Here is a 5711-nt window from a genome sequence, read left to right as displayed (position 1 = left end):
GTCCGTGCCCTCCGGAAGCACGGACGATTGCAGCTCCGCCAACACCGCTTGCAGCTTCGCGACCAGCGCTCCGCCCGGTGCACTTGCGGCTTGCTGTCCCTGCAGCCCCGGCTGCGGGGATTGCGGCCCGCCCGAGGCAACCGCAAAAGCGCCCTGCCGGGCTAACTGCACCAACCCAGCCGCCTGATTTGGCTGGGCTCCTCCGCCGCTCGGCAGCGTCCCTGCTTGTGCTGCTCCCCAGGCGGCCATCCCGGCATTCGACCCGGGCGCTGGAGAAGCGGTGTCCCCCGCAAGCAAGGGGGATGCCGTTTGCCCCGTCTGAGCCGATGAGCCAGCCGCCGAGCCTGAGCCGGTATGTCCTCCGTTTCCGGTCATGTCCGGCCCCGCTTGGCGCAAAAAGCTGGCGATCTGCTCCTCCAGCGAGGACAGCAGGACGTGCAGCGGAGGGCCAAAAACAGCTTGGTGCAACCCCGCTACCGTTTCACCGGTGATCGGAAGCCCCCGTCCAAAAGCAATGCCGGCCGCCTGAATCCACTCGGACAGCGGCACTCCAGCCGGCTTTAGCCCGGAGACCTGCTGCAGGAGCGACAAATTTTCCCGCGTTAACGGAATTCCGCTTTTCTGCATCATCTGCAGGAATTCCCGGTTCGCCGGCGTATTCTCAAGTCCCAGCGATTCGAGCGCCTTAGCAAGAGAAGCGGGAGACAGGACGGTCCCCGGGTCCGAGGAAATTGGCTTCAAGACCGCCAAACCGTCCTTAAATTCCGGCTGCACCTGCAGAAGCGTTGTTTCCCCCGGGCGCATCGGCGTCTCTAAGGCAGCGTGAAGCTTCACGCCCTGGACCTGAATGACGGCCACTTGCCCATCGTCAGAGACGGACAAGACCGTGCCGCGGACCACCTGCCCCGTCTTGAGTTCCAGCGATTTCGGCTCCCCGGAACGAACGTCCCCCATCAAACTGCGCAGCAGCGGTCCGATATTCATAAGCTCCCCCCTTAGATTTCGTTTAGGATATGGAAAACCCGCCTCGATCGAGAGCGGGTAAGGAATGCCAGTTAAAACAACGTTTGTTCTTCCACGAACAAATTGCGCATAAAGCTCTTGCGATGCATCGGCGTTGGCCCCAATGCAAGTAGCTGTTCGCGGTGCAGCTTGGTTGCATAACCTTTATGTACGGCGATTCCGTATTCAGGATAACGTGCATCCCATTCGCCCTGGCACAAACGGTCCCGAGTCACCTTGGCAACGATCGAAGCGGCCGCGATCGACTGACTGGTGGCATCCCCTTTGATCACTGAAAGTTGCGGAATGGGCACATCTACCTTCTCCGCATCGATGAGCAGAAAATCCGGCTGAATTGTCAGCTGCTCGACCGCCTGCTTCATCGCCCGCCTTGTTGCCTGCTTAATATTGATTTGGTCAATTGTAGCCGCATCCACAAATCCGATCCCCACGGCAATCGCCTGCTCCATAATGAGATCAAACAGCTTCTCCCGCTTCTTGGCGCTTAATTTCTTCGAATCGTTAACGTCCTCAAGCACGAGCCCCTGCGGCAAAATGACCGCAGCCGCTACCACATCTCCAAACAAGCAGCCTCTGCCCACTTCGTCGATCCCCGCAATATGCGGATATCCCGCTTGCCAGTACTCGCGCTCATATTTTAATAAATCGTCCATAATGCCTCCTTGTTCTCGCGAAACTTCCCCCGTTGCTAGCTGTTCTATGTTGTTGGTTCCTATCTCCGGACTCGGAAATGAGGGTTCCACGCCTGGAGCGCATCCATCACTCTATCGGTTTCATCTCTATGAATTACGATGCTTCCCTTATTTTATCGGCAATCCTCTTTCGATTCTACAGCCTTTCGCTAAAAAAACAAGCCGCCGGCGATCTGAAGAAGGATCTCCAAACCGCCAGCGGCTTTCATTTATTAATAGGGGGCTTCCAACGAATATCTGCCCAGCTTCCCGGCTCTCAATTCGCGAAGCAGAATCCCCGATGCTTTCTCCAAATCCACTCGTCCACCGCTGATGAGGCAACCGCGTTTACGCCCCACCGCTTCCATGATCGCAACGATTTCGTCCGGATCGTCGAAGTCTCGCGGCGGTTGATCCAGCTCAAACCGCGCTTTGAACGGCTCCCAGTAATACCGGACCAAATATTTTACGGCAAAAAAAGCGATGTCTTCCACGTTCAAAATCTCTTCGCGGATCGCACCGGTCACGGCCAGCCGGTAGCCGACGTTCTGATCCTCAAACTTCGGCCATAAAATACCCGGCGTGTCGAGTAACTCCATCTCCGTGCCAACCTTGATCCATTGCTGACCTTTGGTGACGCCGGGTCTGTCGCCGGTGGCGGCGATTTTACGACCAGCTAAGCCATTAATCAGCGTTGATTTCCCAACATTCGGGATTCCGACAATTAAAGCTCGAACCGCCCGGGGCTTGATGCCTTTGGCGATTTGCTTCTCGATCCGCTCCTTCAGCAGTTCCTTGGCCAAGCGGGGAATCTCCTTTAAGCCTTGCCCGCTGGCGGCGTCTGCTTCAACGGCCAGATGCCCTTCTTCCTTAAAATAAGCAATCCATTGCCGCGTAACCGCAGGGTCGGCCAAATCGGATTTATTTAATACGATCAAGCGCGGCTTGCCTTGCAAAATCTCATCGATCATCGGATTGCGGCTCGACAGAGGCAACCTCGCGTCAAGGAGCTCGATGACCACATCGATCAGCTTGAGCTTCTCCTGGATTTGCCGGCGTGCCTTGGTCATGTGGCCGGGAAACCATTGAATTGTCATATACCTTCACCTCACTGTCCCAAGAACGCGCCTTCCCTCACGTTTCTCCCATTCTATTGCGCAACGTCTAGTGCCGGATAAACTTCAGATCCGACAGCGGCCAGAACACCAGATCTGCCCGACCTACGATGTCTTTGTAAGGTACGTAACCGATCCGCCGGCTGTCCGTGCTATTCGAGCGGTTATCCCCCAGTACAAATACGTATCCTTCCGGCACGGTTCCATCCGGAACCAGCTCGTTGGGAAAATTCGCTTCCGTATTGTACAGCTCGTTATTATTATGCTTCTCGATCACGACATCTTTAATGTACTTCTCGTCTACGACCTTCCCGTTGACCGTCACCGTATCCCCTTCCACTTGAACGGTATCCCCAGGGACGCCGATTACACGTTTGATGAAATCCCGCCCCTCCGACGGAACGTGGAAAACAATGACCTCGCCGTGCTTTGGAGCGCGGATATCATAAATGATCTTGTTGACGATGATCCGTTCTCCCGTATGAAAGTTTGGCTGCATCGACGGGCCGTCGACAATAAACGGAGCAAAGAAAAGCCAACGAATCAGGAGAACCAGCACAACGGCGATGGCGATAGCTTTCAGCCACTCCAGCGCCTCGCTTTTTTCCTTCTTGCCCGCAGGCGGCGTTTGCACCGCTCCTGGCCCGTCTGGCGACTGCTCCACCCGTCCGGAAGACGGCGAAACCTCCGGATAATCCTGACGTTCATGCTTCTCCATGGATCGTGACCTCTCCTTATCTCTTAAAATATGTACTGGAGGTAGTGAATGAACTCGAAACTTCCCGAAGAAAAAGCAAAGGGGCTTGATTGGATACAAGCCCCCTCTTCGTTAACGGAAAATTAACGACGTACTTCTTTAATTCTCGCTGCTTTACCGCGAAGCTCACGAAGATAATACAACTTCGCACGACGCACTTTACCACGGCGAGCCACTTCGATTTTATCGATTTTCGGGGAATGAAGCGGGAAAGTTCTTTCCACGCCTACACCGTTGGAAATTTTACGAACCGTAAAAGTTTCGCTAATTCCGCCGCCACGACGCTTAATCACAACACCTTCGAACAATTGGACACGTTCACGAGATCCCTCGATAACCTTAACGAACACTTTCAAAGTGTCACCAGGACGAAAGCTCGGAATATCCTTGCGAAGCTGTTCTTGCGTAATCGCTTGTACGATATTCATCTAGGACTCCCTCCTTCCACTCAGGTGTTCATGCCTCTTCCAAAGAACCTCTTGTTCTTCTTCATCATCCGCAGCGGACCACCGAATTCACAACAAATTGAATTTTACCATAATCCCATAGGCTTCGCAAGAAAAATATAAGTTCTACAAGGCAAGGGTTATCAGGGGATATCCTAAATTTATCCTATCCAAAATTGAACAAAAAAATGCCTCCAATCCCTTGGAGGCGAACGTTTCAGCCTTAAATTAATGCAATTGCCAGCAGCGTGAACAGGCTCAGCGTCAAAATATCCCCGGCCGCTCCAGAAGGCCCGTATCCGTAGCCATAACCGTAGGGCGGATAAAATGCCGAAATTTGAGCCCGGCCTTTTCCTGATCTTTTTAGATATACATTGTACCGGTCAACCTTCACGATCGTGCCTTCGTGTACGGCGCCGTCACAGGCTAAAATACGAACTCGCTTCCCCATGCATCGTAAGCAATTATAATAAATCTCTTCCATTCCCTTGTTCCCCTTCCTTATGCAAGCTAATGCATAGTATGAGAACAGTGGACGAACGGTATGGGCGACTAATGATTTGAGGCAACTGCCTCGCTAGCTTTCGTGGTTAAAAAAAGAAACAGGCAAAATTCAGTTGAATTTGCCTGTTTCTTCGGTTTGCTAGGATCGGAGTAGCGGGATTCGAACCCACGGCCTCACCCACCCCAAGGGTGCGCGCTACCTGACTGCGCCATACCCCGAACTATAATTCCATATGTATCAAGGGTTTGCAGACGTTTTTCCAAACAAGACTACAACCCATTCATGATTACACTTTTATTATAAGGTGGTCTCATTTGTATTGTAAAGGTTTCTAAGTGATAAATATGGGTTGTGGTCTAAAACAAAACTTTTTACCCTTATCCGCTGCCAAATATACACTGCTGGATTACTAACTAAACTAACCTTTAATTGTGCATATCCAAGCGCTACACCTTTGACTGTACATGATGTTCCCGTTTGGCTTGTAATCTCCGCCAAGGTTGTTGTACTTGTCTGATCGTCTGCAAACAGTTCCCACTTTACCGGCTCGTTTACTACATTGCCATTTTCCGTTACAACTGCATTATATGTACGAGTATATCCTTTATTGATTTGTTCCAGGTCGCCTGTACTTGTCAGGCTAATTGTATATCCTACTGGCGTACCCTTGACTGTTACAGTTACTGTATCGCGAATACGCTCGTTTGTAGCGTTAGCAACAGTAATTGTCGCTTGACCTGCTGTAATTCCTGTTACAATGCCGTTAGCGTCTACGGTTGCAATGGTTTCATCTGACGAAGAGAACTTCACAGGTGCATTCTTATCGCTTGTCCAAGTGAGTTGATGTGTATTACCTACTGTCAGTTCTATGTTTTCGCTCACAAAATTAACTGGACAACTTAACCCTCCTGCAATGCCATTAATGAGATCATCCGCTTGCTCATCAATTAAATCCTTTCTACAAGTCAGTATGAGCATCCCCGGCTTGCTAAATCGGTCAATGCCGGTTACTTTAAACGCTTGACCGTACAAAAGAAACCTGGCATCAATTTTAAAGTCGAAATCCTTAATTGAATCATTAGAAATTACAGTTATGTCCCCATCCGGCATAGACAGTACACGCCCATCAATTACCCCTAAATTGCTTGTATTAATATAACAATCTAAGTGATAGAATCGACACCAGGAATTAAC

6 protein-coding genes, 1 tRNA gene and 1 pseudogene are annotated in these 5711 nt (G+C 51.2%); all 8 read right to left on the bottom strand.

Annotated features, from left to right (window positions below):
- A pseudogene (locus tag M3G15_RS21010) lies at positions 1-984 on the bottom strand (flagellar hook-length control protein FliK); the annotation flags it as partial.
- A 71-nt stretch (positions 985-1055) separates the two neighbouring features.
- Positions 1056-1676, bottom strand: coding sequence for a ribonuclease HII (locus tag M3G15_RS21005; RefSeq protein ID WP_260071977.1), 621 nt, complete (start codon positions 1674-1676; stop codon positions 1056-1058).
- Positions 1677-1927: 251 nt separating this feature from the next.
- Positions 1928-2791: a ribosome biogenesis GTPase YlqF gene (gene ylqF / locus M3G15_RS21000; RefSeq protein ID WP_260071976.1), complete on the bottom strand. Its 864-nt coding sequence runs from the start codon at positions 2789-2791 to the stop codon at positions 1928-1930.
- A 67-nt stretch (positions 2792-2858) separates the two neighbouring features.
- Positions 2859-3527, bottom strand: coding sequence for a signal peptidase I (gene lepB / locus M3G15_RS20995; RefSeq protein WP_397376645.1), 669 nt, complete (start codon positions 3525-3527; stop codon positions 2859-2861).
- Between the two features lie 122 nt (positions 3528-3649).
- On the bottom strand, positions 3650-3994 hold the full coding sequence (gene rplS, locus M3G15_RS20990; RefSeq protein WP_059045398.1) for a 50S ribosomal protein L19: 345 nt from the start codon (positions 3992-3994) through the stop codon (positions 3650-3652).
- A gap of 241 nt (positions 3995-4235) precedes the next feature.
- Entirely contained in the window at positions 4236-4496 is a 261-nt protein-coding gene (locus M3G15_RS20985; protein ID WP_260071975.1) for a hypothetical protein, read from the bottom strand.
- A gap of 165 nt (positions 4497-4661) precedes the next feature.
- Positions 4662-4735, bottom strand: a tRNA-Pro gene (locus M3G15_RS20980).
- Between the two features lie 79 nt (positions 4736-4814).
- On the bottom strand, positions 4815-5711 hold an 897-nt coding region (locus tag M3G15_RS20975; RefSeq protein WP_260071974.1), incomplete at its 5' end, for an Ig-like domain-containing protein.

It is taken from the genome of Paenibacillus sp. p3-SID1389 (assembly GCF_025151705.1).
Classification (GTDB): Bacteria; Bacillota; Bacilli; order Paenibacillales; family Paenibacillaceae; genus Fontibacillus; species Fontibacillus phoenicis.
This window is presented reverse-complemented; position numbering and strand designations above follow the sequence as displayed.

Bases quoted from the DNA above. Each gene is read 5' to 3' on its own strand.
- lepB (WP_397376645.1), bottom strand. From the start codon at position 3,527: ATGGAGAAGCATGAACGTCAGGATTATCCGGAGGTTTCGCCGTCTTCC.
- M3G15_RS21005 (WP_260071977.1), bottom strand. From the start codon at position 1,676: ATGGACGATTTATTAAAATATGAGCGCGAGTACTGGCAAGCGGGATAT.
- rplS (WP_059045398.1), bottom strand. From the start codon at position 3,994: ATGAATATCGTACAAGCGATTACGCAAGAACAGCTTCGCAAGGATATT.
- M3G15_RS20985 (WP_260071975.1), bottom strand. From the start codon at position 4,496: ATGGAAGAGATTTATTATAATTGCTTACGATGCATGGGGAAGCGAGTT.
- ylqF (WP_260071976.1), bottom strand. From the start codon at position 2,791: ATGACAATTCAATGGTTTCCCGGCCACATGACCAAGGCACGCCGGCAA.